General features: G+C 65.7%; 22 protein-coding genes. 12 read left to right on the top strand and 10 right to left on the bottom strand.

Annotation, left to right across the window (positions count from 1 at the left end):
- Window positions 1-247 precede the first annotated feature (247 nt).
- Both BKY59_RS09495 and BKY59_RS09490 read right to left on the bottom strand, forming a co-directional pair.
- Window positions 248-1,924 (bottom strand): putative bifunctional diguanylate cyclase/phosphodiesterase, encoded by a 1,677-nt coding sequence (locus tag BKY59_RS09495; protein ID WP_076070954.1) that lies wholly within the window; start codon window positions 1,922-1,924, stop codon window positions 248-250.
- A 590-nt stretch (window positions 1,925-2,514) separates the two neighbouring features.
- A complete protein-coding gene (locus BKY59_RS09490) occupies window positions 2,515-3,426 on the bottom strand; it encodes an AraC family transcriptional regulator (RefSeq protein WP_076070952.1) in 912 nt (303 codons plus the stop codon).
- Window positions 3,427-3,667: 241 nt separating this feature from the next.
- Between BKY59_RS09490 and BKY59_RS09485 the strand changes: the two genes are divergently transcribed.
- Window positions 3,668-4,615 carry a ketopantoate reductase family protein gene (locus BKY59_RS09485; protein ID WP_206362047.1) on the top strand — a complete coding sequence of 316 codons (948 nt, stop codon included), beginning with the start codon at window positions 3,668-3,670 and terminating at the stop codon, window positions 4,613-4,615.
- 235 nt (window positions 4,616-4,850) lie between these two features.
- Here BKY59_RS09485 and BKY59_RS09480 read toward each other — a convergent pair whose 3' ends face one another.
- Window positions 4,851-5,345, bottom strand: coding sequence for a DUF417 family protein (locus BKY59_RS09480; protein ID WP_083672026.1), 495 nt, complete (start codon window positions 5,343-5,345; stop codon window positions 4,851-4,853).
- Window positions 5,346-5,632: 287 nt separating this feature from the next.
- Between BKY59_RS09480 and BKY59_RS09475 the strand changes: the two genes are divergently transcribed.
- Window positions 5,633-6,118, top strand: a complete 486-nt coding sequence (locus tag BKY59_RS09475; protein ID WP_076070948.1) for a DUF417 family protein — start codon at window positions 5,633-5,635, stop codon at window positions 6,116-6,118.
- A gap of 186 nt (window positions 6,119-6,304) precedes the next feature.
- Here the strand turns inward: BKY59_RS09475 and BKY59_RS09470 are convergent, their stop codons facing one another.
- The 3 genes from BKY59_RS09470 to BKY59_RS09460 form a co-directional block, all read right to left on the bottom strand.
- Window positions 6,305-7,273 carry a magnesium and cobalt transport protein CorA gene (locus BKY59_RS09470; RefSeq protein ID WP_076070946.1) on the bottom strand — a complete coding sequence of 323 codons (969 nt, stop codon included), beginning with the start codon at window positions 7,271-7,273 and terminating at the stop codon, window positions 6,305-6,307.
- Window positions 7,270-7,983, bottom strand: coding sequence for a glutathione S-transferase N-terminal domain-containing protein (locus BKY59_RS09465; RefSeq protein WP_076071017.1), 714 nt, complete (start codon window positions 7,981-7,983; stop codon window positions 7,270-7,272). The genes BKY59_RS09470 and BKY59_RS09465 overlap by 4 nt, the downstream gene beginning before the upstream one ends.
- A 92-nt stretch (window positions 7,984-8,075) precedes the next feature.
- Complete coding sequence (locus BKY59_RS09460) at window positions 8,076-8,576, bottom strand: sigma-70 family RNA polymerase sigma factor (protein WP_076070944.1); 501 nt, start codon at window positions 8,574-8,576, stop codon at window positions 8,076-8,078.
- A 672-nt stretch (window positions 8,577-9,248) separates the two neighbouring features.
- Here BKY59_RS09460 and BKY59_RS09455 point away from each other — a divergent pair.
- Together BKY59_RS09455 and BKY59_RS09450 are read left to right on the top strand one after the other, a co-directional pair.
- Window positions 9,249-9,617, top strand: a complete 369-nt coding sequence (locus tag BKY59_RS09455; protein WP_076070942.1) for a response regulator transcription factor — start codon at window positions 9,249-9,251, stop codon at window positions 9,615-9,617.
- Between the two features lie 144 nt (window positions 9,618-9,761).
- The gene (locus BKY59_RS09450) at window positions 9,762-10,469 is read left to right on the top strand and encodes a response regulator transcription factor (RefSeq protein ID WP_206362045.1); all 708 of its coding nucleotides are present in this window, start codon (window positions 9,762-9,764) and stop codon (window positions 10,467-10,469) included.
- A gap of 83 nt (window positions 10,470-10,552) precedes the next feature.
- Here BKY59_RS09450 and BKY59_RS18105 read toward each other — a convergent pair whose 3' ends face one another.
- Together BKY59_RS18105 and BKY59_RS09440 are read right to left on the bottom strand one after the other, a co-directional pair.
- Window positions 10,553-12,052, bottom strand: a complete 1,500-nt coding sequence (locus tag BKY59_RS18105) for a sensor histidine kinase (protein WP_276205502.1) — start codon at window positions 12,050-12,052, stop codon at window positions 10,553-10,555.
- A gap of 146 nt (window positions 12,053-12,198) precedes the next feature.
- Window positions 12,199-15,699 carry an ATP-binding protein gene (locus tag BKY59_RS09440; RefSeq protein WP_076070937.1) on the bottom strand — a complete coding sequence of 1,167 codons (3,501 nt, stop codon included), beginning with the start codon at window positions 15,697-15,699 and terminating at the stop codon, window positions 12,199-12,201.
- Window positions 15,700-15,942: 243 nt separating this feature from the next.
- Between BKY59_RS09440 and BKY59_RS09435 the strand changes: the two genes are divergently transcribed.
- The 7 genes from BKY59_RS09435 (at window position 15,943) to BKY59_RS17685 (ending at window position 21,046) form a co-directional block, all read left to right on the top strand.
- Window positions 15,943-17,157: a bifunctional alpha/beta hydrolase/OsmC family protein gene (locus BKY59_RS09435; protein WP_076070935.1), complete on the top strand. Its 1,215-nt coding sequence runs from the start codon at window positions 15,943-15,945 to the stop codon at window positions 17,155-17,157.
- Between the two features lie 92 nt (window positions 17,158-17,249).
- Entirely contained in the window at window positions 17,250-17,459 is a 210-nt protein-coding gene (locus tag BKY59_RS09430; RefSeq protein ID WP_076070933.1) for a hypothetical protein, read from the top strand.
- Between the two features lie 105 nt (window positions 17,460-17,564).
- Window positions 17,565-18,197, top strand: coding sequence for a peroxiredoxin-like family protein (locus tag BKY59_RS09425; protein ID WP_083672025.1), 633 nt, complete (start codon window positions 17,565-17,567; stop codon window positions 18,195-18,197).
- A gap of 122 nt (window positions 18,198-18,319) precedes the next feature.
- Window positions 18,320-19,324 carry an MBL fold metallo-hydrolase gene (locus BKY59_RS09420; RefSeq protein WP_076071013.1) on the top strand — a complete coding sequence of 335 codons (1,005 nt, stop codon included), beginning with the start codon at window positions 18,320-18,322 and terminating at the stop codon, window positions 19,322-19,324.
- Between the two features lie 334 nt (window positions 19,325-19,658).
- The gene (locus BKY59_RS09415; RefSeq protein ID WP_165374827.1) at window positions 19,659-20,096 is read left to right on the top strand and encodes a cupin domain-containing protein; all 438 of its coding nucleotides are present in this window, start codon (window positions 19,659-19,661) and stop codon (window positions 20,094-20,096) included.
- A 323-nt stretch (window positions 20,097-20,419) separates the two neighbouring features.
- Window positions 20,420-20,770: a hypothetical protein gene (locus BKY59_RS09410; RefSeq protein WP_076070931.1), complete on the top strand. Its 351-nt coding sequence runs from the start codon at window positions 20,420-20,422 to the stop codon at window positions 20,768-20,770.
- Window positions 20,771-20,893: 123 nt separating this feature from the next.
- A complete protein-coding gene (locus tag BKY59_RS17685) occupies window positions 20,894-21,046 on the top strand; it encodes a hypothetical protein (protein ID WP_165374826.1) in 153 nt (50 codons plus the stop codon).
- Window positions 21,047-21,413: 367 nt separating this feature from the next.
- Here BKY59_RS17685 and BKY59_RS18355 read toward each other — a convergent pair whose 3' ends face one another.
- Window positions 21,414-22,058: a peroxiredoxin-like family protein gene (locus BKY59_RS18355; RefSeq protein WP_083672023.1), complete on the bottom strand. Its 645-nt coding sequence runs from the start codon at window positions 22,056-22,058 to the stop codon at window positions 21,414-21,416.
- 110 nt (window positions 22,059-22,168) lie between these two features.
- On the opposite strand from BKY59_RS18355, the gene BKY59_RS09400 reads away from it, so the two are divergent.
- Complete coding sequence (locus BKY59_RS09400; RefSeq protein WP_076070928.1) at window positions 22,169-23,134, top strand: YeeE/YedE thiosulfate transporter family protein; 966 nt, start codon at window positions 22,169-22,171, stop codon at window positions 23,132-23,134.
- Here the strand turns inward: BKY59_RS09400 and BKY59_RS09395 are convergent.
- The gene (locus BKY59_RS09395) at window positions 23,079-23,891 is read right to left on the bottom strand and encodes an FMN-binding negative transcriptional regulator (RefSeq protein ID WP_076070926.1); all 813 of its coding nucleotides are present in this window, start codon (window positions 23,889-23,891) and stop codon (window positions 23,079-23,081) included. The two genes, BKY59_RS09400 and BKY59_RS09395, sit on opposite strands and share 56 nt — an antisense overlap.
- Window positions 23,892-24,087 lie beyond the last annotated feature (196 nt).

The raw sequence follows: 24,087 nt of genomic DNA, 5'->3' as shown, positions 1-24,087 counted from the left end.
ATGGAACAACGGCAGCGCGGTCTTGTAAGGTTACGAGCGCGTAAATTGACCGGCGCACGAATATCAAGCTTCCCAGGACTATCCTCATCGCGGCCGATCCGATGCGGGACTTGCGGCGGCCTGTTCCATACTGCCTCCTACTCTGCTCGGTTCAACTGCGGCTCCGGCTTACGCCGCCCCCTGCAAGAACGTCAGGGGCCGCCTCGTGAAGTGCCCGGAAGCCAAGCAGGCCCGTCAGGGAAGCTGCCTACGCGGCAACGTCTGCGCACATTTCGGCGTCCGCGGTTTTGCCGAAGAAGTGGTCGATCGGCATCGGCCGGCTGATGAGATACCCCTGCGCCTGCGTGCAGCCGAGGACGCGTAGCAGATCGAGCTGATGCGTCGTCTCGACCCCCTCTGCGACCACTTCCATGTTCAGCGTCTTGCTGAGCGACAGCACAGCCTCGACAATGGCCACTGCCTCGTCGTTGTTCATCATGTCGGTGATGAACGACCGGTCGATCTTCACCTTGTGGAATGGAAAGTGGCGGAGATAGTTGAGGCTGGAATAGCCCGATCCAAAATCGTCGAGGACGATCTTGACGCCCAGCGCGCGGATCCGGTTCAGCAGCGCCAAGGTTCCGTTGGCATCGTCGATCAGGACGCCCTCCGTAATCTCAAGTTCCAGCCGGTTCGGGTCGAACCCGGTATCGTCCAGCGTCTGGCGGATTGTGGCAACAAGATCCCCGTGCAGGAACTGGATTGGAGACACGTTGACCGCCAGCCGTAGCTTGGCATCCCAGCAGGCGGCGTCGAGGCATGCCTTCCGGAGGACCATCTCGCCCAGCGGGACAATCAGACCGCTGGTTTCCGCGATGGGAATGAAATCGTCCGGCATGACCATGCCCCGGGTTGGATGCCGCCAGCGGGCTAGTGCCTCATACCCTGTCACTTCGCCCGATGCGATCGAGACGAGCGGCTGGTAATAGACTTCGATCCCCGCTCCGGTCGTCAATGCCTCGCGCAGGTCGCTTTCGGTCGAGCGACGATGCCGGAAGCGCCGATCGAGTTCATCGGAATAGGCGCACCACCGGCCCCGGCCGTCGGCTTTGGCCTGATGCAGCGCAATGTCGGCGCGGCGCTTCATTTCGAGCGGCGTGACCGGCTCGTCCTGCGGGAATGCAACGCCGATCGACACGCCGATCCGAACCAGAGCGTTGGATAGCGTGAAAGGCTCGGAACCGGCCACCAGTATGCGCCGGCAAATCTCCTCGATGTCCGCACCGGTGTCCACGTCGGTCAGCAGTACAGAGAAGGCGTCGCCACCAAGCCGAGCGACGGCGTCACATGCCGGCACGACGCCCCGCAGCCGTTGCCCGAACTGGATGAGCAGTTCATCGCCCGCCGAGAAGCCATGACTGTCGTTGACGGTCTGGAAATGGTCGAGATCGACTATGAGGATCGCACATCGCTCAGGACCCCGGGCGAAGGCCTGATCGAGATGTTCCTTCGATAGTGCGCCGTTCGGCAGCCCGGTCAACGTATCGTAGAAGGTGAGATAGTGGCTTCGCGCTTCGGCGGCGCGGTAGGCTGTGACGTCGGAAACCACGGCGATGAGATAGTCCGTCCCGTTCAGGCACACACGCTGCTTACGCGTGATCACGTGACGGACTATCCCAGTGCCGTCGGTTACCTGTTCCTCGCGCTCTACCACATCCCCATTCGCAAAAACGAGATCGTCTGCGGCATGGAAGCTCCGCACCTCGTCGGCCGGGAAAAGTTCATAGTCATTCAGTGCGAGCAGTTCCGCCCGTGGTCGTTCCAGGAAGGTACAGGCTGCGTCATTTACCAGGACGATGCGGTGAAGCCTGTTCTTGACCACGACCGGATTGGGAAGGACCTCAAGCACCGCCTGAATGTCGTCGATACTGCCCGGGAATCGCATAGCCTGCCTCGCTCTGGAGCTTCTAGCGTGGGGACTGCCGATTCCTGAGCCGCCCCCACCCTGGAGACATGACCTTACGGCGCAACTGGTTACTGCCATGCTACCTGATAATAACAAGGAGCATTGATTTATATTAATTAACTCTAGCGCTTCCCTCCAGCTGCCTCGAGCAGGATAGCCATAATTATGGCGGGACACCTTGTCGGCGGCGGCCATGCGCCAGTCGCAGATTGAAGATCCGTCGATAAACATCGCGTGGCGCGGGAAGCAGACATGAAACTGCTTCCAAGCCAAGGTGCGGGGCGGGGCGCGCCGGACATCGGGTCGGCAAGCGTCGTTGCCGGCTGCATGCCGAGCAGCACATGCGCGATCGGGCATTCGCCCGTCGCAAGGCTCGATAACGACTTCCACTCGGCCAGCGACCACCTGTCGTTCCCGAGCCGTCAGGACCGGCGCGACGAGGCACCGGCTGCCGCTAGGTGCGGAGGTGCCACCGGTTTCGAAATGGTCGTGTTGCCTGTAGCCCATCGGTCGTCTCCCCCGGCTGGTGATGACCCCGGATAGAGCGCCGCCAGTGTCCAGACGTGCGGCTATACGGCCACTGCTTTGGCGAACTCCCTCGGCGAATGGCCGAATGATCGCTTGAACGCCGCACCAAACGCGCTTTCGGACTCATAGCCGACCGTCGGCGCCACGGTCGCGATGGAGACACGCCCGCTCGCCAGCCGATCGGCCGCCACCATCATCCGCCAGCGGGTCAGGTAATCCATCGCCGGCTCGCCGACCGCTCCCTTGAACCGGACGGCAAAGCTCGACCGCGACATCCCGGCTACCCGGGCGAGGTCGGCCAGCGTCCAGCGGCGGGCGGGATCGGCGTGCATCGCCGAGATCACCGCACGCATCTGAGTGTCGGCCAGCGCGAACAGCCAGCCTGCGCTGTGCGGTGAGCGTTCGACGAGGTGTAGCCGCAGCGCCTCGATCAGCAGCGTCTGCGCCAGATGCCCCGCCATCAGCACCCCGCCGGGTTGCGGGTCGCGCAACTCACGCATGAGCCGATCGATCAACCAACCGAGCGCCGCCCTGGTCGCTTCCGCCCGGATGTGCACGATCGGGGGCAGGCTGCCGAGCAACAACTCGGTGTGGAGCCCGGTGAAGTCGAAGAAGCCGCCCACGCCCGAACAGGTGCCGCCGCCGTCCAGGACGCCGGTCTCGCCGGCCGGGAACGACGTGAAGAATGCAAAGGCGTCGGTCACCGGCGCGCCGACCGCGCTATAGAGACTGAACGCGGCTCGGCCGGGCAGCAGAATGAGGTCGCCCGCTTCAAGCACCATCGGCGCATGCCCACCCGCGAGCGCGATCGAACACGTCCCGCTGTGAATGGCGATACATTTGACGCCCTCGGCCGATGGGTAGGCAAGTGCCCACGCCGGGCCGGCATCCAGGCCGCGAAATCCGTAGCTGCTCGGTTTCAAAAGACCCAGCACGTCCGACAGGGGATCCATTTCGATGACTCTCGGACGATGGCGACGATCTCTCGGACGGTGCAGCATGGGCCGTCCAGAGTCACGGGCCTATCCAGCATCAAGGCGCTGCATCTTCAGTTGCCCGAGGGAGAATGACCATGCCGTTTCCGGCGCATCCGGGCCACCGAGCGGTAGCTGGTCCCACACCGTCTCCGTAGCCTGCAATATCCGACCGACCCTTGCCCAGCGCCCTTCCCTTTCCCGGCACGCGGAGAAACTCATGTCTGAAATCGATACCCCACCGCCGCCCGCTCCGATCCGTATCGCCGTGATCGGTGTCGGACAGATCGGCAGCACCTTCGCGTTCCAGCTTGCCCGGGACGGCGGCCATCGGGTCTCCGTCATCGCGAGGCCCGGCTCCGCGCGTCTGGCCCAGCTGCAACGCGACGGCGCCATCGTCGATACGAAGGGGGGGCGCGCGGAGGTTCGCGTCCTGGACGGACTTGACGAACATACGCCGTACGACCTCGTGATCGTCACGCTGCTGGCCCATCAGGTCGACGCGGTTCTGCCGGCATTGTCACGCAGCGCGGCGAAGTGCATCCAGTTCATGTTCAACACGTTCGATCCCTGGCGTGTCGAGGAGGCCGTCGGGGCGGCACGCTGTGCCTTCGGCATGCCGTTCGTTCAGGCCCGGCTCGATGCCGACGGCAGGCTCAAGGCGACGATCGGTGCCGGCGGGCAGAAGACGCTGATGGGGCGCCGGCAGTCGGTCGATCTGTTCAATGCCGCCGGCCTCCCGGCGGCATTCGAACCGGAAATGCGTCTCTGGCTGCGATGCCACGCGCCACTTTGCGTCGCGTTCGAAAGCGTCTCGATCGCCGCCATGAAACGCGGCCGCGGTGCGTCGTGGCGCGAAGCCCTCGTGCTGGCGCGGGGGGTGCAGGCAAGTTTCGGCCTCATCAAGGCACTCGGCTGCCCGATATATCCCAAGTCGAAGACCTGGCTGGATCGCAGTCCCGCGATCGCCCTGGCGGCTACGCTCTGGTCGCTGTCGCGCGTTCGCGGCTTTCGCGAGGTCCTGGCGACCGGGCAGGCGGAATGCGACGCACTTGTCGACACTCTGGTCGATGCCGCCCGATCGGCCCGGACCCCCGTCGACGTCGCCCGCATCAAGGCGATGCGCCCGTCCAACCATGGTAACGGCCCCGGCCGCGTCGACCGCTGACACCTGTTCGGATATCGCACGAGTGATAAGCCGGACCATGCCGCCAGCGCTTCTGCCTGCGTCCCGGGCAGCGATAGCGCCAAGGCAAACGCGATGCCCGGCCCGGCGTTCGGGAGGTCGCTGAACGACTGGCTGCGGGCGTGGCGTTCGCTCAGGCGAGGATCCCAGCCCGCGCTTCGGCGCGGTTTGGGAAGCGGCAGCGCCGACGAAACGCCGCTTGCTCAGGCTTTCGGCGTTACCGGGTCCCGATATCGTTCCGGTCGAGCGCCTCGCCGAGCACGACCAGACCGATCCCGAGAAGAGCCACGTCCTTGATGAGGAACGTGCCCGCGAAGGTGAGGTAAGGAAAGCCACCCGCCGACGGCTCCCAGATCGGCAGGGCGAGCAGCGTCGAACAGGTCACGGCGAAGGTGCCAGACGCCAGCACGCCGGCCGCAAGCGCCGCCCGCTTCGACCAGGGCGACACGACGAGCAGGAACGCCGTCATGATTTCCACGACGCCGAGCAGACGGGCCGTGCCGACGTCGCCGAATATCCCGAGCATCCAGGCGAGCCATGGCGTCCCGCCGATCAACGGCTTGAGCAGGGCGACTTCGAAGGGCTGGAACTTGTTCAGGCCGATCAACAGCAGCGGCAGGATGATGCCGATCAGGGCGATCGCCCGGCCAACACGGCGAACGCTGCGCGATATGGATGGTGCGGCGGGTTGCGAGGACATTGAAACGGACATGACGTGCTTCCTTTATGAGGAAGAGCAGACTTCCGACGCCGCGTTCGGCCTTTGCTCGAAAGGCCTGTGGTCGATGCCGGAGAATATGCTCTCGCACTGCTAGTTCGCCTGCCGAAGCCGGAACGATACATGTCACCGAAAAAGTTCTGAAATTTGTCAGTGATGGGTTGGGTAATCGCCATACGCGATGTGCATGGACTCCATACATTTATCTCCGCGCGGTCAGCCGCTACCTAAAGATCCATGGACCGGCCAGTCGGCACGGAAGATATCGAAGGATCAGAGCCATGAATATCGCAAATCTGCAACCGCACCTCGATCGGATCGGCGCCGGCATTCTGCGCTACAGCCTCGTCCTGATCTTCCTCGGCTACGGCTTCTTCAAGTTCACGGCGCCGGAGGCGGCCGCGATCGCTCCGCTGACCGAGAACAGTCCATTCTTCTTCTGGCTCAACCCTCTTCTGGGGCAGCAGGGCGGATCGAACCTGATCGGCATCGTCGAGATCGCCACCGCGCTTGCAATTGCCGTGCGCAGGCCGTTGCCGCTCGTCTCCGCATTCGGAAGCCTGGCCGCCGCGGGGGCATTGTTCGTGACGTTGAGCTTTCTGATCTCGACCCCAGGCCTGAATCCGACGTCGGTCGACGCGGGCTTCCTCGTCAAGGACGCCACCTTGCTGGGCGCTGCCATCTGGACGGCGGGCGAGGCGCTCCGCGCCTATCTGACCGGCCCGGTCGCTGTAGCGCGGACCGTGTCGAGGCCTGTTGCCGCCTGAGTTGACCGGGTCGGCGCCCCGGCCAGTTCGGGAACTGGTCGGTCGGGAGCCTTCGGCACTCCGGCTGACCAGCTTCTGCGTAAACGGATGCGGACGCGTCACCGGATATCAATGGCACCGGGGGGGGGCGCTAGGCGCGATGCTGGTGACCCGCGCAGGTGCCGCAGTGTGCGCGCAGGTTATCTCCTAAAGCCATTTCGCGCGCCTGAACCGGAACCAGAGCAGACCGCAGAGTATGGCCATGATGCCCATCACGCCGAAGTAGCCGTAGCGCAGCTCCAGTTCCGGCATGTAGCGGAAGTTCATGCCGTAGATCCCGGCCACGGCGGTCGGCACGGCGAGAATGGCGGCCCAGGCCGCAAGCTGCCGTGTGATCGCGCCGGTCCGCTGCTGTTCCAGCAGGCTGCTGAGTTCGAAGACCGAGACGAGGACCAGGAGCAGGCCGTCCACCATCGTCTGCACCCGCGTCACATGATCCATCACGTCGTCGAAATACGGGCGCGCCACGGCACTGATGCAGGGATAATGACCTCGGACGAGCTTGCGAATGACCTCGCCCATCGGCCCCAGCGTCCGTTGGAACCGGGTAAGCTCGCAGCGGAGGTGGAAGATGCGCACCACACCCTCGCGCCCGATGAAACTGTCGAGCGAACGGTGCTCCATCTGCAGGACATCGTCCTCCACCATCTCGAAGATGGGCAGATACTCGTCCACGACCGTGTTGAGCACCGCGTGCAATACATAGTCGACGCCCTGCGCGAGGAGTCTGGGCGCGGTTTCCAGTTGGTCGCGCAGGTCCGCTCCGTGCGACGCGGCACCGCGATGCACGATGATGATGTGATGATGACTGACGAACACCGCGAGCGCGCCGTACAGGATGCGATCGTCCTCGATCCGTGCGGAACGGGCGATGACCAACAGCTGATGGCCGTAAACGTCGAGTTTGGGTGGCTGGTCGGCAACGAGAGCGGCCCGCACCATGAGCGGAGGCAGATCGTACCGATCCTGCAGAACCGCGAGTTCCGCGGCGGTCGGATCATGAAGATCGATCCAGGCGAACTCAGACCGGTCCATCTGGTCGGGCACATCGTCGTCGAGCGCGATGTCGCGGGTGCGCTTTCCGTCCCGGTAGCGGCAGGCCGCAAGAACCGTCACGGGCGCACCGGGACCGACAGGCCGCGCTGAACCGCCGGTCTGGACAGGCATTTTTCAAGCCATGCCGTGACCTGCTGGTACTTCACCAGGCCGATCAGCGCCCCGGCCTGGTACGTGATCTCGAGCGCACGAACCCATCCGAGGGTGGCAATATCCGCGATGGAATATTCGCCGCCCCCGTCGCCGACCAACCATGCCCGGCCCGTCAGGCGAGCATCCAGCACACCGAGGAGGCGTTGTGTTTCGGCAAGATACCGTTCGAACGGCCGCCTGTCCGCGATCTCACGCCCGGCGAACTTGTGGAAGTACCCAAGTTGCCCGAACATGGGACCAATTCCGGACATCTGGAAGAAGACCCACTGCAGAGTTTCGTAGCGGATCACGGGGTCGGCGGAGAGAAAGGCCCCGCTCTTCTCCGCCAGGTAGACGAGGATGGCCCCGGACTCCCAGAGAAGCAGCGGTTGCCCCTTGGGACCGTCTGGATCAAGGATCGCCGGGATGCGGCCATTCGGGTTCAGCGAGACGAAGGCCGGATCCTTGGACTCGTTCTGCCCGATGTCTACGAGATGGGCTTCGTACGGCATGCCGATCTCTTCGAGCATTATCGAGACCTTGATCCCGTTCGGCGTGGGGAACGAGTAAAGTTGCAACCGGTCGGGATATGCTGCGACCCAACGCTGCGTTACTGGAAAAGCGCTCAGGTCTGTCATGCGATCGTCCACCCGTACGTCGTGAGCCATTGCCGCTACATTCGTCCGCAATCGTGCAATGGTTACGCCTTGGTCCGAATATGTATTCGGGTTCAGTGCGCCGTTTCATCCACCAACGCCGCAAGCTTCGCGATGCCACGGTGGATGTTGACCTTCACCAACGAGGCAGACTGCCCCGTCGCGGTAGATGTCTCTTCGATGCTCAGGCCCTCGATCTTCACCATGCGGATCACGCGCGCCTGTTCGGGCTTGAGCCGCGTGAGGAGCCCGTTCACCGCAATCCGGCTCGCGATTGCGGGCCCGTGATCCTTGAGCGCGGCGTCGTGATCCGCGATCGGCTCCAGGCGGTCCCGACTCATCTCGCGTAGCCGATCGATCCATTTGTAGCGGGCAATCCCCGCCACCCATGGTCGGAAGGGTCGGCCCGGCTCATAGCTGTGCCGCTTGGTGTGAAGCGCTATGAGCGTTTCCTGGACCACGTCGTCCACCATGTTGGGCGGCAGTCGGCGCGAATAGAATTGCCGCAGCCAGCCGACCAACTCGGTCAGCAACCTGTTGTAGGCGACGCCATGCCCGGATTGGGCCGCCGTCATGAGGCCCGCCCAGCGTTCGCCGACTGCATCATGGTCGCGCGTGCGACGTGCGGTATCGGCCCTGCATGGTTGAGCGCCAGTCATTCTGGTGCTCCCGAAGCGGCATGATCCGGTCGATGGCAGCGAGGATACGGTCCCGCCGACGCGCCTTCGGAAAGACGGCGACGTCCGCTGTGACGGGTCCGCCCACCGGCAAGCCCTGCCCCGAAATTGCGTTGACTTGCACGGTTGGCCGATGCGCACACAGGCGAAGGCGCTGGCGGCCCCGCCGGACCCGGAAACGGCACCGTACGGCATTGCCCTGGAAAAGCGGCAGCCATGACCAATGTTCGAGCAACGCGTGACAGTGCGGGACCACCGCCAATAGTATGCGGATCTCTATAACTACGGATCTGGCTGGGATACGACATGGCGAGCGGCCTTCAGCGCGAGGTGATGACTTCGCACTAAGGGCATGTTTGACCCCGTTCTATTGTCTCTGGGTATATGACCCAAAGGGATAATAGTCCGCGAGGCTCGCCGCATCCGTCGTCTCGGGGCAGGCGCCGGCTCTGCGACCCACGCCTCGCGGAAACGCCGTACCTATCCTGACGATCAATAGGCAGGGTATCGGGCGCTCCCTATCATCGGTCGCATGACCCCCTGTTCGTCACCCGCCGCACGGCCCTGAGCATGGCGCTCATCCTCCTCGTCGACGATGACCGCCACGTGCGTTCCAGCCTCGAAAATCTCCTGGCCTCGATCGGGTACGACACCGCCGGCTTCGACTCCGGCGAAGCCCTGCTCGAGTCCGATCCATTGCCCGAGGGTGACTGCGCGATCCTGGACGTGCGCATGAAGGCCGTGACCGGGTTTGCGTTGCAGCAGGCGCTCCGTGCTCGGGCCTGGACGACACCGATCATCTTTCTCACGGCGTGCTGCGATGATGAAACCCGGACGCGCGCCATCGAAGGCGGGGCGTTCGCGTTTCTGTGCAAACCTTTCGACGAGGACGATCTGCTCGCGGTGATCGAAGCCGCCATCGCGCTCGCACAGGGCTAGATCACGGCACGCCGGCCGCTGTGATCAACCGCGCGGTCTCGCGTCGGCAGGGAAACTTCGCCGTGGTGACAAGGACTTGATCGACGTCGGCAGTCCCCCGGGCGGGGTTTGCGCTCCGGCTTGCCATTCGGCCCCCGGCAGCCCATGCCCCATGCGGAAGCCTGCCGACAGGCGGCTGTGATCTCGCCGTGTCCACCATCTCACACACCCCATGAAGGCCTCATGAGCACTACCCCATCAATGATCTTCATCGTCGACGACGACGCCGATATTCGGGAGGCGCTGACCGGGCAACTCAACTCGGCGGACTATGCGGTCACCAGTTTCGCGTCTCCTGCGGACTTTCTGGCCGCTTCCGTTCCCGACGTGCCGGCCTGCGTTCTGGTCGATGTGCATATGCCGGGAATGAGCGGGTTCGATCTGCAGGCCGCCCTTGCCGGCCGTGGCCGCGTCCTGCCGCTGATCTTCATGACCGCCTTCGGTACGATCCCGATGACCGTGCGGGCGATGAAGGCCGGCGCGCTGGAGTTCCTGACCAAGCCGATCGCCGAGGACGACCTGCTGTGGGCGATCGAAACCGCCCTGGCGCGCGACGCGGAACAGATCCGGAGCAATGCGGCAAATGCCGACGCGAAGCGGCGCTACGCGACCCTTACCCCCCGCGAGAAGGAAACCTTCGCCCTGGCCATCGGCGGCCTGATGAACAAGCAGATGGCCACCGAGCTGGGGATCAGTGAAGTGACCGCCAAGGTCCACAAGCGGCAGGTGATGGAAAAAATGGGTGCGCGGTCGCTTCCCGACCTGGTTCTGTTCGCCGAGCAACTCGATATCGTGGCCGCCAAGAAGCGCTGATCTTGCGGGTTGTGGATCACCCCTACAAACGGTCCTGAGGGCCACGACCGTCCCTTTTCCTGTCCGTCTGATTTGGTCGATCGTCAGACCAGCGGCAACGCGGCCTCGAAGACGGCCCCGCTGGGCTGGGCGTCACGCAGGGTCAGCCGGCCGCCATGGCCCTCGACAATCGAGCGGCACAGCGAAAGTCCCAGCCCCAACCCCCCGGACTTGGTGGTGTAGAAGGCGTCGAAGATCTTGGCCTGTCGATCCGACGAGACGCCTGGCCCATTGTCCTCGATCTCGACGCGCGCGTCCGCGCCGTCGATCCCGGAGGTGATCTTCAACACCCCGCGCCCGGCAAACTCCGACATGGCCTGCACGGCGTTGAGGATCAGGTTCAGGAACACCTGTTGCAACTGGACCCGGTCGGCGATGACCGACAGCGGTTCGGGCGTCAGGCTCACTTCCAACGCAATGGATCTACGCGCGCATTCGCCGGCCAGAATGTCGAGCACCTCCTGTAGCGCGGTGTTCAAATCCATCGCGACCTTCTCGCCGACCCCGTTCTTGCTGAGCCCGCGAATGCTGGACACCACATCACTGGCCCGCTTGCCGTCACGGACGAGGGCCTGTGCGCTCTGCATCGCGCGATCGAGATTGGGCTCGGCGCGGGAAAGCCATCGCAGGCAGGCATTGGCGTTGCCGACGATGGCGGTGAGCGGTTGCCCCAGCTCATGGGCGATAGAGGCGGTGAGTTCCCCCATGGTGGTCAGGCGGGCGGCATGTTCGAGGTCGCTCTGCGCCGACCGCAAGGCCGATTCGGCCATCTGGCGCTGCTGGTGTTCGGCAAGGAGATCGCTATAGAGCCGCGCATTCTCCAGAGAGATCGCCGCTTGCGCCGCTAGCAACTCCAGAACCGCCGCCTGTCGTGGCGTGAACACCCCCGCGGTAAGGCGATTTTCGAGATAGGCGACGCCGATCACCTGATTCTGCTTGATGAGCGGCAAGGCCAGGACCGAGCGCGGCTGCGCGCTGGTCAGATAGACGTCGTTCTGGAAAGTTTCGTCGTGCCGTGCATCGGCGAGCAGCACGGGCGCGCGGTCGCGGAACGCGGCGTGGACGATCGACAAAGGCGCGGCGCTTTCGGCTGCTTCCGGAGACGGCGACACCACCGAAAGTCCCTGGCCGTCGTCGTCGATATGAGTTTCGGCGGCCGCAACCAGCTGTCCGTCGCGGGCGAGGAACAGCACGACCCGATCGGCCCCCGCCTGCTCCATCAGGACGGCCATCAGCTTCTCGATCAGATCGTCGAGCAGGATTTCATTGGAAACCACCTGCGACGCCCGCACGACGCTGGCCACATAGAGCGCGTCGAGCGAGGTGGGCGCGGCTGCGCGGTCCGCCGCCAACCCCACGGCCAGCGCGGCGTTCTCCAGCTGGGCGACCTTCCCGCGCGCGCCCCACCGGTCGTAGGCGTCGCGCGCCTTGGCGCGGTAGGCTTCCGCGACGATCGTCAGGCCCCGCTCGGCGACCAGCGCCGCGGCGCGTTCGGCGGCCAGCGCTTCGACGTTGGGGAAGCCCTCGGTGCGCGCCGCGGCCATCGCCGCCTCATAGAGCCGCTGGGCGCCGAGAACGTCATCCTCGCGCGCGCAAAGCTCGGCCTCGACCAGCAAAGCGCGGCAGGTAAAAGTCTCCGGACAATAGCGCGCCCAGGCCCTGAGTTGATCGCGGTGGCGACGAAGATCGATCAGGGCGGCGCGGTCGTCGGCCGCCGCACCGGCGCGCGCAATCGCGGCGTAGAAGTGGAACTCGGCCAGTTCGACAAACTCGGCCGAGGCCCACAGCAGCGGCTCGGCCTGATTCGCGGCGTGGCGCCCGGCCGCCAGGTCACCGGCGACGACACAGACCTGCAACTTGCGCACCCAGAACCAGCAGACCGCCAGCTCGAATCCGGCCCGATCCCGCATCCGGGAGAGAAGTGCGGCTTCCTCTTCCGCGGTCTCGCCAGCAAGCGCATATCGGGCGTTCGGCCGCCAAGTCCCCTCGCCAAGCGCGCCTGGACCTCGAGGATCATCTCGGCCAGTCCAAATCGCGCACCCTGGGCATAGGTCAGGCCCTCGACGGCAAGCGCCTCGACATCGGCCAGCCAGCCGCCGGTCAGGAGCAGGTTCGCCACCAGGTTGTTGTAACTGTACGCGGCGTAGGTCTGGTCTCCCACAGCCTTCGCGGCGGCAAGCGCCTTGCACAGGATCGGGACGCTGTCCCGCGCCGGACTCGTCCAGATGTTGCAGAACGCGGCGAAGCACAGATAGGCCGAGGGGCGCAGCGAGTCCGGGCCGCGCGCGTCGATCAGGTCATAGCCGAAACGCCCGAAGCGAAACCCGCTTTCATAATCCCCGGCATACGGTCCCAGCACCCGGCTCAGCATGATGAAGGACAGGCTCGAAGTGTCCGCCAACCCTTCACGCAGCGACAGATTGGCCATCCAGACGGTCAGATAGCTGTGCAAGTTGCGATCGGTGTACAGCGCCGCCGGCAGGACGCGCGCCAGCAGGTCCATGATCGCCAGTTGCGCTGGATCGCGCATGGCCGGGGCCAGCGCCAGGTCTGAAAGGGCGCGCACCTCCAACCCCTGGTTCAGGCGCGCGACCTCCCGTCTGACATCCTCGATGCCGGGGCGGGCGGGACAGACGGTCCCGAACTCGGCCAGACCCTCCAACCCGACCGCCACCGCGTCCGAAAAGCGGCCCAGCATGGTCAAGAGGTCGGCCTGGGCCCGGCGGATCACGGCGCCGTGCGCGGGTTTCCGGGTCCGGCGGGGAAGTCGGGCAAGGGCGGCTTCGGCACGGTCATGCTCGCCTGCCTGAACCAGACACTCGACCCTTCGGATCTCCAGTCGAAAGGCGAGATCGGCATGAAGCTGCCAGGGATCAGGCCCCAGGTCGGCCAGCGCTTTTTCCAGATAGAGACGCGCCGCGGCATGGGCCATGGCCGCCATGGCCCGCTCGGCCGCCGCCAGTCGCAGCTGGACGAGCGCCAGTATCTCTTCGGGGTCGACCACCAGATCGCCGGCCCGGGAAAAATGGTGGACGATATCGAACAGCGCTTCGCCGTGGGCGTTGCGCGCGATCATCGCCCGGCCGATCATCAGGTGTCGAACAGGTCGCAGCGAGGGCTCGATCGCCAGATAGGCCGCTTCCTGGATGCGGTCGTGAAGAAACGCGTAACCCTGTTCGCCACGGACCAGCAGGCCGGCCTGCGCCGCTTGCCAGAGCATCGCTTCGAGGCTGCGGTCATCGACGTCGAGCAGGCGGGCGAGCAGGTCTGCGTCGCCGCCATTGCCAAGGCAGGCCAGCATTTTCAGGGCGTCCTGGCTGTCCTCCGGCAGGCCGCCCAGCTTGGCCAGCATCAAGCCGACCATGTTGTCGGCAAATGGGCGACGGCGAATGCGCGCAAGATCCGCCGATCCGGCTTCGGCCGTTACGAGGCCATCCTGGATCAGGGCGGCGAGAAACTGGGACACGGCCAGCGGGGTGCCGCCGGTCTTGTCGTGCAACACGGCCGCGAGGGCGTCAATCTCCTGGCTCGGCCAACGCAGCAGGCCCGACAGCCACGTCGCGACGTGCTGCTGCGCCAGCGGCGCGACGGCAAGATGAGCCCCCGGCCCCGCGTGGCGCTGCGTCACATCCAGCAAGAACCGCAACGGATGGTTCGGGTCGACCGCGTCGCTACGATAAACGCCGATCAGCAACAGCCCGCGGGGAAGCCCGTTGGCGATCATCCGCTCCAAAAGGATGAGGCTGGCGCGATCGAGCCATTGCAGGTCGTCGAGCATCAGCGTCAGCGGCCCGTCAGGCGTCGCAAATTGCGCCAGGAACGTTTCGAAGGCCTGCTGGAAGCGGGCCTCGGCCTCACCCGGCGGCAGGGGGACCAGAGCCTTCTGCTCGCCGAGGATCGTCGCAAGATCGGGCACGAGATTGACCATGGCCTGAGCATTGACGCCCAGCGCCGATCTCAGCCTGTCTTGCCACAGCGTACGCGCGCCGGCGTCCAGGCTCGTGACATGACCGACCAGCTGGGCCAGCGCCTGACTGAGGGCCCCATAGGGGACGTCCTGCTTCTGCTGGTCGCCCTTGCCCCGGACGACCAGACCCCGGTCTTCGCGCGCGATTTCGAAGGCGCTGACGATCGAGGATTTTCCCACCCCCGCCGGTCCGCCCAACAGGACGACCGCCGACGGTTGCCCCGCCCGCAGGCCTGCCCAGGTCTCCTGCAATACCGCCAGTTCGGCTTCACGGCCGAACACCATGCCGGACGTCACGAGGCTGGCCGCCAGATCGAAGGCACCCAGGGGGAAATCGGTGACGCAGCCCTCGGTCCGGAGCGCCGCCAGGCAGCGTCGGAGATCGGCCTCCACGCCGGCGGCGGTCTGGTAACGGTCGTCCGGCGCCTTGGCGAGCAGCCTGCCGATCAGGCGCGAAACCGGGCGGGGCACTCCGGCGACGTCTTCGGCGGCAGGCGGTCTTTGGGCAAGGTGCGCATGGACCCAGGCCAACATGTTCGCGGCCTGGAACGGGGTGCGTCCCGTCACGAGGCGGAAGAGAACGACACCCACCGCATAAAGGTCGGCGCGCGTATCGACCGGAAGCGCGAGCCGGCCGGTCTGCTCGGGCGCGAGGTAGGGCATCGCGTCCCGTGGCAGGTGAGGCGTGGCCTCGGGCGCCGTCGCGACCAGCCGCGCATGACCGAACCCCGTCAGCCGCAATGTCCGGGTTTGGGCGTCGTACAGCATATGTTCGGGACGCAGGTCGCGGTGAACCAGACCGGCGGCGTGCATCTGCCCCACGGCAGCGACGAGGACGAGCGAAAGAGACAGCGCCGCTTCGAGGGTCAGCGGCGCGGCCAGATGGCGTTCGAGCGGCTCGCCGCCCGGATCTTCCAACACCAGCCCAAGCTCACCGGCGCGCCGCTGGAGTGCGATGGGCCTTACCGCCCAACTCGCGTCCAGCCTTGCCGCCAGGCCCAGCTCGGCTTCGAGCAGGGCCGTTCGGAGCGCGGGCGGACAGGTTTGCGCGGCGATGCGCACCAGGTGCCCGTGTTCCTGCCCCTGCCCCTGCCCCTGCCGACAAAGGCTTGTTTCATGGCCGGTCCATAACGCCTGCAACACCGCATCGTCGGTGAGCCCATGTGGCGCCGTGCGTGGCTCGGCGCCTTGACCGGGCCGCGGAAGATCGTTTTTCAGGCTCAACTCGCGACCTCGCAGCGCCCGTCATCCGTTGCGCTCAACCGACCCCCCGATCGCGCATCGCAGCAACGCTCGCAAGAACCTGGATTGTGAAAGTCACATGGACGTCGCGAAGCCCGATGTTTGAAAGGGCATGTTGGAGGCAGGGCGCTCGACCTGACGGACCACGCGCCCGCCTCATATTCCCCGACTTGTAACGCATCGGTTCGACGCCACGAATAGGACTGACATAGGAGGACTGCACCAATGCGATCGGAGAAGATCTCGTTCACGAACGCGGACGGCGTGGCGCTTGCGGGTGCGCTCGACCTGCCGCCGGGAAAACCGCGGGCGTTCGCGCTTTTCGCCCACTGCTTCAGCTGCTCCTCGAAGAGCCACGCGGCCAAGCGGATCGCGCAGGCGCTGACGCTGCACGGCATTGCGACGCTCCGCTTCGATTTCACCGGCCTCGGCGCGAGCGGCGGCGAATTCGCGGACAGCCATTTCGCCGCGAACGTCGAGGATCTGAAGCAGGCCGCACGGTATCTGTCCGAGAACTGGCAGTCGCCGACCATGCTCGTCGGACATTCGCTCGGCGGCGCTGCCGTGATCGCTGCCGCAGGGGACGTGCCGAGCGTGAAGGCCGTCGTGACGATCGGTGCGCCCTTCGACCCCGCGCATGTCCTCCACCACTTCGGGTCGCGCATTGACGAGATCGAGCAGGCCGGGGCGGCGGAGATCACTATCGGCGGCCGCACCTTCACCGTCCGCAAGGACTTCCTCGATGCGGCGCGCGGCCAGGATCAGGGGCGACGCCTGGCCGGGCTGAAGCGGGCGTTGCTGGTCATGCACGCCCCCACCGACGAGATCGTCGGCATCGACAATGCGCGGGAGATCTTCGACGCCGCGCTACACCCCAAGTCGTTCATGTCGCTCGACGGCGCCGATCATCTGCTAACGGACAAGCGGGACGGCGAGCAGGTGGCCGCGATGATCGCATCCTGGGCGGAACGCTATCTGGACCCGGTACCGGAACCGGCGATCGACGTCGAAGGGACCGTCCAGGTGCGCTCGACCGATGGCAAGTTCCTGCAGGACGTGGTCGCGGGCGAGCATCGGTTCGTCGCCGACGAACCATCGCGACTTGGTGGATGGGACGCCGGACCCACGCCCTACGACCTGCTCCTGGCGGCGCTCGGCACCTGCACCGCGATGACGGTAAAGCTGTTCGCCGCGCGTGAGGGTATCCCGCTGCGCGATGTCAGCGTCGGGCTGCGCCACGACCGTGTCCACGCGCAGGACTGTGAAACCGGACAGGGCAAGATCGACCGCATCACCCGGCACGTGGATCTGACCGGCCCCCTGTCCGGTGAACAGCGCACGCTGCTGCTCAAGATCGCGGATCGCTGTCCCGTGCATCGCACGCTGGAGGGCGATCTCCGGATCGAGACGGTCGCTGCCGCCCCTTCCGCGACGGAATAGCATCCACCCCTGCCCGCCCGATCGATCGGACGCGGGCCGAGAGGAACGCCGTGACCAAAAGCCCCTCATTCGTTCATTATCCCGCGACCATCATGCCGGACCCTTCGCGAACGATCGCCCGGCCATCCGTTCCCGGATATCCGGACGGCTATGGTCCGGCGGGCCGGTCCCGCGTCGACGTGATCGTCGCGCGGATCCTGGCCCTTGACGAAGGCGACCTCGACATCGAGCTTGCGGACATCGCCGCCTCGCTCGACGCGCGCCACGACGCGGTCGACGCCCTGTTGGCGGCCATGGAATGACGCGTGGCGACGGCGGTCCACGCCGCCTTTCCGATGCTCAGCGCGCATCGAACGCATGCCTGCCGATCTCTACCCGGATCGCGCGATCGCGCGCATATCCCGGTCATGAGAAATGCAGCCATATTCGATGCCCTGACGGACTGCGAACAGACCTCTCCCAAATGGGCCGACCTGTTCCGGGACGTCGTGGACCGCCTCCGGCGCCACGGAGCCGGCACCACGGCGCCACGCGTCGACGAACGCTTCCCGGACTTCGCCCTGCCAGACGGGATGGGCGGTTACAGGACGCTTCACGCGATGCTTTCCGATGGGCCGGTGGTCCTCAGCTTCAACCGCGGGGGCTGGTGCCCCTATTGCCGGCGGGAGCTGGCGGGATGGGCATCGCGGATGCCGATGCTGGCCAGCCTGCACGCACGCTTCGTCGCGGTGGTGCCCGAGGTCGATGGCAGACTTGCCGTGCTCCGCGATCTGCTGGGAGGTCGCGCGGAGGTTCTGTGCGACGTCGATCACGGCGTCGCCCTGCGCGCCGGGCTTGCGTTTCGGAGCGATCCGGAACTCCGGCGGCGCTATCTGGCATGCGGGCTGGACCTGGGGGCGATCTACGGCTCGGACAGCTGGTTCCTCACGGTTCCGGCGACCTTCGCCATCGATCGCGGCGGCATCGTCCGCTTCGCGTTCGTCGAACCCGATTTCCGGCTGCGCGCAGACCCTGCGGCGGTGATCGCGGCCTTGTCCTAGCGCCGCTGCGCTGCCGGGGTGCGCGCTAAGCCAGCGACCTCCCTGACGGTGCCGCTCCTCGCAACGCCACTTCCCGGCCAGTCCAAGTCTCACGCTTTCTATAATCAACAGGAATGAACGACATGATCCGATCGAAAGCATTCGCCCTCTTCGCACTCGCCATCGCCTCGCCCCTGGCGATTGCCGCCGCCGCTGTGCCCGTCACGATGTCCGACACCGTGCCAGGCGCTGTCCGGCAGACGACGCCGGCGACATACCGCTTCACCATCGGCGATGCCACGGTGACGGCCTTGTCCGATGGAACGGTCCCGCTGGACCTGCACCAGATGCTGCGCGGCGCGCCGGCCAAGACGATCGACGAACTGCTCACCCGCAGCTTCCTGTCGAACCCCGCAGAGGCGCCGATCAATGCCTATCTGATCGACTTCAACGGGCGGCGCATCCTCGTCGATGTCGGTGCCGGCGATCTTTTCGGGGCGGGGAATGCGGGCCGGATGCTCGACGCGCTCGCGGCGGCCGGCGCCGCGCCGGACACGATCACGGATATCCTCATCACGCATGTCCACTCCGATCATAGCGGCGGGCTGACCAAGGCGGGCAAGATCGTCTTCCCGCGCGCCACCGTGCATGTCGGCGGCGCGGACGTTCGGTTCTTCTCGGACGCCACCAACGCGACCAGGACCGGCATCGACAAGCATTACTGGACGGAGACCGAACAGACGCTGAAGCCCTATGTCACTGCCGGCCAGGTGAAGACGTTCGATACGGACCGCGACATCCTGCCGGGCATCCGCGCGGAATTGCACCCCGGCCACACGCCCGGCACCGCATTCTTCACCCTGACCAGCAAGGGTCAGAGCATCGTCTTCGTCGGTGACGTCATCCATTCCGGCGCGGTCCAGTTCCCGCGGCCCGACGTGACGATCACCTACGACGTCCGGCAGGATGAGGCGCGCATAGCCCGGCAGGCCGCGTTCAGGCGCTTTGCCCGCGACCGTGCGCTGATCGCGGCACCCCACCTGCCGTTCCCGGGCGTGGGGCACATCTCCGCCGACGGTTCCGGCTACCGCTGGTATCCGATCGAACATAAGGATCGCGCGCCGGCAGTCGACAAGCCGAAGCCGTAAGACGGCGCCACGTCGTCGACGTGGCGCGCACCAGCACTGCCCGCCCTGCCGAGGGTGCGTCATCACCCAACCGATCATCGACGTGCCGTCCGGGTAGCATGCTGTATGCGCGCCACCCGGACGGACTGAACGTGGAACATGTCTAGTGGATGAACTCGTCGAACGTTTAATCCATGGCCGCTCCGCGAATAAAGATCATTGTCCGAACCATAAAATTACTATGGTCGTAAAATAAAGTATAATAAATCAATTACGTGATGCTGTAACTATGCATTCCATCCGGACGAACAACAGGTTGGTGCGAACCGCACCACGATGTTTCAGGAGAGACGATATGGATAGGCTCACGAAAGGCTGGTCGGTCGGGCATCGGACGATGATCGCGGCGGCCGTGCTGGCGATCGGGTCCGGGACGCACGCGCTTGCACAGGGTGGAGGCAGCGACATCAAGGGAATAGTCTGGACGGAGCTTCAGAAACTGCCGCTCGCGTCCGATCCGTCGAAGGAGGAGAGCATCGGCATCGCGGTGATCCAGCCGAGCGCACCCGCCGAGCGGCATAGCCACGCGGAGAACGAGATCGGCTACGTCCTGGCAGGCGCGTCCCTTCTGGAGGTCGAAGGCGAACCGACGCGCACCATCAGGACCGGCGACAGCTTCGCCATCCCGGCAGGCCGGGTCCACCGCGCGAAGCCTGTCGGCAAGGTCCCGTTGAAGGTGGTCGTCACGTACATCGTGGAAAGGGGGCAGCCGCTGGCACGACCCGCCCGGTGACGCTCCGGGTGACCTTCCGCCGTCGTTGACGCCATAGCCGCATCCGGCATCGTTACGGCGCGTGGGTACCTGCGTTCGCCGACGGGTCACTTGTGACTGCCGGGCCTCGAAGGCGCGGATTCCCGGTGGCCAAGCGGCCCGGATATGGCCCGTTCATTCCGGCGCGGCCGGTCGGCGGATCGATCGCTCCAGAGGCTGCCTTGCGATCACATCCGGCAACTGCCTCGGCGTTCCACGCGGCAGCTATCGAAACGATACGCCAACGGCATTTCCGCTGGCGGAGGGTTGTTCGTAGTTTTCTCGCAGATCAACGGAGCAACCCTATGTATCAGACCCCCATCGATACCGTCCATGCCGAGGCCGTTGCGCCCTCGGCCGCGGCATTTACGCCGCTCGAGCGTACCGTACTTGTGCTCGCCCATGCAGAGCGCGGCAGGGGACTGCTTCCAACTACCGGAATCGGTCGGTTCTTCACGCGGCTTTCGCTTCGACTGTTCGGTCATCAAAGTATTCAGCCGCTCGCCGATCCCCGGCTCGAGGCGCTCAGGAGCTTCGTCAACGCGCAGCATCACTGCGGTCACGCCCGCGCGTCGGCGGCCGAGACGCTTCGCCGGGCCGGCTTCGATCCGCTCCAGGAAAGCTGGCTCAGATCGACTTTCGCCCGCTGCGCCTGACCCAGTCACGCCGACGGTCGGCAACCCAATTTATCGGAGAATAGCATGCGCCCTCTATTGTCATCATCGTCCAGTGCCCTCTGCGTCGATTGCACCCCGAACAGATCCGGCCAGCGTATCGTCGTGGCGTTATTCGTCCTCGCCTTCACCACTGCGGTGATAATGCTCTGGCGATCCCTTCTCGACTATACCGACGATGCGTTCATCGCTTCGATGCTGGTGGCGCTTGCCGGCGTAACCTTCGTCCCGCCGGCCGCGAAACTCTACCGGTCGTAATCGACCCCGGCCGGCAGGAGACGATCGCATGCGGCATCCCGACACGGAACTCTGCCTCGCCGCCATGCGGCTGGCGCAGGATCATTCGCGACCGTTCCTGTTCAATCACGTCATGCGAACCTTCGCCTTCGGACGCGCGGCGGGCGCGGCGCAAGGCGCCAGATGTGACGAGGAGACGCTGTTTGCCGGTTCGATGCTGCACGACCTCGAGCTGGTCGAACCGTTCATTCGCGAGGACCGCTTCGAGATCGATGGCGCGGATGCAGCCGCCGATTTCCTGTCGAGGCGGGGCTATTCCGACCGTAAGATCGCAATCATCTGGGATGCGTCCTGCGCCGTTCGAAAAGGGCCGGCGCTCCAACGCGCCTCACCGGAGCGCTATGGCAAGCGCCGCGACGTCGCGAGGATCGGCACGTACCCGGAAATCGGCATCGGCGTGCGCGTACCGCACGATGCCGGCCGCATCGATCACATAGGTCGCGGGTACCGGAAGAAACCACCCCGCCGATCCGTAGATCGCGCTCAGATCGAGGCCGGCCGCGAGATAGCGGTCCCGCATCTCGTCCTCGACGTGAAACGCCAACCCGGTCGCGAGCGCGGCGCCGTGATCGACGTCACACAGCATGATGGCAGTCTCGCCGACGAGCTTCCGGAGGGCGATCGCACGATCGCCGACTTCCCCCGCCACGATGACCAGCGTGATGCCGGTCTCGTTCAATGCGGGCAGCACCTCCGCCCAATTCGCCAGTTCGTGCGAGCAGTACGGGCACCAAAGCCCGCGCTGGAAACTCAGGACGACCGGTCCGTCCGACCACAAGGCACGGAGCGACTGATAACGGCCTGCCGTATCGGGTAGCGAAAAATCCGGGAACACCTCCCCGACTTTAGGAGAGCCATCGGCCACGCCGTGCCGGCTCAGTGTGTGAACGACACGGTCGTAGAGCTCGGTCCATCCGTCGGCATCGTCGTTGGCGTTTGCGCCAGGGTTGGGCAAGGTACGAACATGGGTCATGCGCCGTCGAATACCGCCGAAAACCGATCAGTCATAGCAAACGGGCGAACTTTGCCGTCTTGCGTCCCGGTCGGCCTTCCGACCGTGCCGCACGGTGCCGGTTCCGCCACGTGACGACCCTGCTCGTCTGCGTGCTGGCGTTCTGGATGGGCTACTCGGTCAATCAGGGCGGCACCTGCGCCGTCGCGACTGCGTACGAGATCCTTCATCATCGTCGGTCCCGTCTGTTCGTCGGCCTCCTGGCCGCATCGGCGACCGCAGGCCTGGTCGCCGTGCCGTTGGTGTGGTTCGCCGGCGGATCCGCGATGCTCGCCGGCACCGTGGGTGTGAGCGGCACCATGCTGGCCGGGGCCGTGATTTTCGGGATCGGCGCGACGCTCAACGACGCCTGCCTGCTCGGCGCGCTCGGCCGGCTCGGAGAAGGCGAGCTTCGGCTCGTCCTCCTGCCCGCCGGTCTGGCCGCGGGTTTTCTTCTGGCCGACGGGACCGGGATCGGCCGGACGCAGGACATCCGGGACAGCATCTTGTCCGCACCCGGCGCGACCGGCAATGCGGTGCTGGCGGCTTTCGCGGTGATCCTGGCCGCAACGATCGCACATGTTTCACGCGGCCGTATCGCCCGCCCGCCGGGGCAATGGCCATTCGGCCTGGCCATGCTGGTGCTCGGCGCTACCGGAGGTACGCTCTATGCGACCGCGCCGGCCTGGACCTATGCGGATCTGGTCCGCCGCAGTCTGCCGCTTGCGATGAGCCTGGAGAACGACGTGGCGGCACTGACGGTGACGGCCACGATCGCGGGCGCGGTGGCGGCCGCGCGCCGCCGCAAGCGGTGGCGGCCGCGCGGAATCGCGATCCCCGCGGTCGCAAAGACGGTCGGCGGCGGCTTTTTCATGGGGCTGGGGGCGGCGGTGATCCCGGGCGGGAACGATGGTCTCGTCCTCGCCGCCCTGCCGGCACTCTCCGTGGGCGGCGCGGTCGCCTATGTCGTCATGCTCGCGACCATCATGGCCGCCCTGGCGATCAAGCATGCATGGCAAGGCCGGCGGCCGTCCGCGGATCGATCCCGACCGGAATAGGCGTCGAGGACGGGCCGTCATGAGCAGAACGCCCCTCCCCTCTCGCCCGGCGCGCTAGTCGCGAGTGACGGGCAGGGGGCATGCGCAGGGCGCGCAGTCCCGCGGTCAGGGAGCCGGAGCCTGCGGCGAAGCCATCGACGAGCAGCGCCATCGCCTGGTCATCCTGGATCCCGCGTCGCCGCAGGCCGTCGACGACCCCCGGACGATCCTCGGGTACGTCGCCGAGGCTGAGCTTGGCCGTGAGGTCGAAGCGGGTGATCTCGATCCGGTACAGACGGATCGCGCCGCGCCAGCCGTCCCACAGTTCGGGTGCCAGTTCATCGAGACGCCAACCGTCGGGCCCTTCGTTGGCGAACACCAGATCCCCGATCTGAACCTGCAGCGCCTGGTCGTCCCGATGCTTCACCCGCCCGCCCATCGCGAGGCTGACATAATTATACGTCGGCGCGGTCCTGTTCCGTTCGGATGTCGGGGTCGGAAAGCTGGCGCTGAACCATGTTGGCGAGACATGGGCTCCTGGACCGTGGACCATGACGGTGATCGGCTCGCCGGACGCCAGCCGGTCCGTGATCGGATTCGCGATGGCCAGGTGGAATTCCACGGCACCCGCGGCCCCGCTTCCGTCGCGGAAGGTGAGCGGGGCCTGTGCCGTCACGGGTCCGTCCGGTCCGTTCGCGATGATCGTCGCGAACGGAAAAGTCTCCACCATCTCCCGAACGAGCGCCGGATCCGAATGCTTATATTCTGTATAGTGCATCAGACCGCCTCCAGCCGCGCGGTGCCGAAAACGGCGCCTCGTCACAGCATGTTCGAACATGGGGGTCGCTTGGTTACACGCGGCGATATTCCCGGCGCGGGCCAACCCGGTTCGGCAGCACCGGCCTGTCGTGCGCGGCGAGGTCCGGCACCATCCGGCCGTGCGCAACATGACGTGAAACGGCGGCACACTTGTC

The sequence above is a fragment of the Sphingomonas montana genome (assembly GCF_001956315.1).
Taxonomy (GTDB): domain Bacteria; phylum Pseudomonadota; class Alphaproteobacteria; order Sphingomonadales; family Sphingomonadaceae; genus Sphingomonas_R; species Sphingomonas_R montana.
This window is presented reverse-complemented; position numbering and strand designations above follow the sequence as displayed.

Excerpts from the sequence above, each read along its gene's own strand:
- BKY59_RS09485 (WP_206362047.1), top strand. The coding sequence starts at position 3,668 with ATGTCTGAAATCGATACCCCACCGCCGCCCGCTCCGATCCGTATCGCC.
- BKY59_RS18355 (WP_083672023.1), bottom strand. The coding sequence starts at position 22,058 with ATGACCCATGTTCGTACCTTGCCCAACCCTGGCGCAAACGCCAACGAC.
- BKY59_RS09495 (WP_076070954.1), bottom strand. The coding sequence starts at position 1,924 with ATGCGATTCCCGGGCAGTATCGACGACATTCAGGCGGTGCTTGAGGTC.
- BKY59_RS09475 (WP_076070948.1), top strand. The coding sequence starts at position 5,633 with ATGAATATCGCAAATCTGCAACCGCACCTCGATCGGATCGGCGCCGGC.
- BKY59_RS09410 (WP_076070931.1), top strand. The coding sequence starts at position 20,420 with ATGTATCAGACCCCCATCGATACCGTCCATGCCGAGGCCGTTGCGCCC.
- BKY59_RS09420 (WP_076071013.1), top strand. The coding sequence starts at position 18,320 with ATGATCCGATCGAAAGCATTCGCCCTCTTCGCACTCGCCATCGCCTCG.
- BKY59_RS09465 (WP_076071017.1), bottom strand. The coding sequence starts at position 7,983 with ATGACAGACCTGAGCGCTTTTCCAGTAACGCAGCGTTGGGTCGCAGCA.
- BKY59_RS09425 (WP_083672025.1), top strand. The coding sequence starts at position 17,565 with ATGAGAAATGCAGCCATATTCGATGCCCTGACGGACTGCGAACAGACC.
- BKY59_RS09490 (WP_076070952.1), bottom strand. The coding sequence starts at position 3,426 with ATGGATCCCCTGTCGGACGTGCTGGGTCTTTTGAAACCGAGCAGCTAC.
- BKY59_RS09450 (WP_206362045.1), top strand. The coding sequence starts at position 9,762 with ATGCCCCATGCGGAAGCCTGCCGACAGGCGGCTGTGATCTCGCCGTGT.
- BKY59_RS09480 (WP_083672026.1), bottom strand. The coding sequence starts at position 5,345 with ATGTCCGTTTCAATGTCCTCGCAACCCGCCGCACCATCCATATCGCGC.
- BKY59_RS09415 (WP_165374827.1), top strand. The coding sequence starts at position 19,659 with ATGGATAGGCTCACGAAAGGCTGGTCGGTCGGGCATCGGACGATGATC.
- BKY59_RS18105 (WP_276205502.1), bottom strand. The coding sequence starts at position 12,052 with ATGGCCGCGGCGCGCACCGAGGGCTTCCCCAACGTCGAAGCGCTGGCC.
- BKY59_RS09435 (WP_076070935.1), top strand. The coding sequence starts at position 15,943 with ATGCGATCGGAGAAGATCTCGTTCACGAACGCGGACGGCGTGGCGCTT.
- BKY59_RS09395 (WP_076070926.1), bottom strand. The coding sequence starts at position 23,891 with ATGCACTATACAGAATATAAGCATTCGGATCCGGCGCTCGTTCGGGAG.
- BKY59_RS09430 (WP_076070933.1), top strand. The coding sequence starts at position 17,250 with ATGCCGGACCCTTCGCGAACGATCGCCCGGCCATCCGTTCCCGGATAT.
- BKY59_RS09455 (WP_076070942.1), top strand. The coding sequence starts at position 9,249 with ATGGCGCTCATCCTCCTCGTCGACGATGACCGCCACGTGCGTTCCAGC.
- BKY59_RS09460 (WP_076070944.1), bottom strand. The coding sequence starts at position 8,576 with ATGACGGCGGCCCAATCCGGGCATGGCGTCGCCTACAACAGGTTGCTG.